Origin of the sequence: Litorisediminicola beolgyonensis, from assembly GCF_042679605.1 — a bacterium.
GTDB lineage: Bacteria > Pseudomonadota > Alphaproteobacteria > Rhodobacterales > Rhodobacteraceae > Litorisediminicola > Litorisediminicola beolgyonensis.
On record NZ_JBHTMU010000083.1, the window covers coordinates 1 to 1,969 of the forward strand.

A 1,969-nucleotide genomic window follows, 5' to 3' on the forward strand; every position below is an offset into this window, starting at 1 on the left:
AGGAGGAGACAGAGATGAGTCATCACGATCCGAACGCGACGTTTGCGCCGAGTGACGAGGTTGTGTCGCGGGCGCATGTGGATGCGGCGAAATACGACGAGATGTATGCGCGGTCGATCGAGGAGAACGAGGCGTTCTGGGCCGAGGAGGCCAAGCGGCTCGACTGGATCAAGGCGCCCTCCAAGGTCAAGGACGTCGATTTCACCTACGGCAATGTCTCGATCAAGTGGTTTGAGGACGGCACGCTGAACGTCGCGGCCAATTGCATCGACCGCCATCTCGAGACCCGTGGCGACCAGACTGCGATCATCTGGGAGCCCGACGATCCCAAGGATGAGGCGCTGCATATCACGTATCGTGAACTGCATAAAAATGTCTCGAAATTCGCGAATATCCTGAAAGATCAGGGCGTTGGAAAGGGCGACCGGGTGGTGATCTACCTGCCGATGATCCCCGAGGCGGCCTATGCGATGCTGGCCTCGGCGCGGATCGGCGCGATCCATTCGGTGGTCTTCGCGGGCTTCTCGCCCGATGCGCTCTCGCAGCGCGTGAACGGCTCGGAAGCCAAGGTGGTGATCACCGCCGACGAGGCCCCGCGCGGCGGCAAGCGCACCCCGCTCAAGGCCAATGCCGACAAGGCGCTGAAGAGCTGCTCGGAGGACGTCAAATGCCTCGTGGTGCGCCGCACCGGCGGCGACGTGGCCTGGGACGACGCCCGCGACATCGACGTGACCGCGGCCATGGAGACCGCCTCGGACGACTGCCCGCCCGAGGAGATGGGCGCCGAGGACCCGCTCTTCATCCTGTATACCTCCGGCTCCACCGGCTCGCCCAAGGGCGTGGTGCACAGCTCCGGCGGCTATCTCGTCTATGCGAGCCTGACCCACGAGATCACCTTCGATTACCACGATGGCGACGTCTACTGGTGCACCGCCGATGTGGGCTGGGTCACCGGCCACAGCTACATCGTCTACGGGCCGCTCGCCAACGGCGCGACCACGGTGATGTTCGAGGGCGTGCCGACCTGGCCCGACGCCTCGCGCTGCTGGCAGGTGGTCGAGAAGTACAAGGTCGCGCAGTTCTACACCGCACCGACCGCGATCCGCGCCCTGATGGGCAAGGGCGACAGCTTCGTCGAGGGCTCGGACCTGTCCTCGCTCAAGGTGCTGGGCACGGTCGGCGAGCCGATCAACCCCGAGGCCTGGGACTGGTACAACCGCGTGGTCGGCAAGGGAAAATGCCCGATCGTCGACACCTGGTGGCAGACCGAGACCGGCGGCCACCTCCTGACCCCCCTGCCCGGCGCCCATGCCACCAAGCCCGGCGCCGCGATGAAGCCCTTCTTCGGGATCAAGCCCCTGGTGCTCGAGCCCGAGAGCGGCAAGGTGATCGAGGAAAGCCCCGCCGAGGGCGTCCTCGTCATCGCCGACAGCTGGCCAGGGCAGATGCGCACCGTCTGGGGCGATCACGAGCGCTTCGAGAACACCTATTTCCAGCAGTACAAGGGCTATTACTTCTCCGGCGACGGCTGCCGCCGGGACGAAGATGGCGATATCTGGATCACCGGCCGGGTCGATGACGTGATCAACGTCTCGGGCCACCGGATGGGCACCGCCGAGGTCGAAAGCGCGCTCGTCGCCCATGACGCGGTCGCCGAGGCCGCGGTGGTCGGCTACCCGCATGACGTCAAGGGCCAGGGCATCTACTGCTACGTGACGCTGATGGGCGGCCACGAGCCCTCGGACGAGCTGAAAAAGGAGCTGCGCAACTGGGTCCGCAACGAGATCGGCCCGATCGCCTCGCCCGACCTGATCCAGTTCGCCCCGGGCCTGCCCAAGACCCGCTCCGGCAAGATCATGCGCCGCATCCTGCGCAAGATCGCCGAGGACGATTACGGCTCCCTCGGCGACACCTCCACCCTCGCCGAACCCGAGGTCGTCGACGACCTCATCGAAAATCGGCAGAACAG

1 protein-coding gene is annotated in these 1,969 nt (G+C 65.5%); it reads left to right on the plus strand.

Going from position 1 to position 1,969, the window contains the following annotated elements; all coding sequences use genetic code 11:
* Window positions 1–14: 14 nt before the first annotated feature.
* Window positions 15–1,969: acetate--CoA ligase (acs, locus tag ACFQ4E_RS20470; RefSeq protein WP_386806388.1), on the plus strand; the 1,955-nt coding region annotated here is incomplete at its 3' end.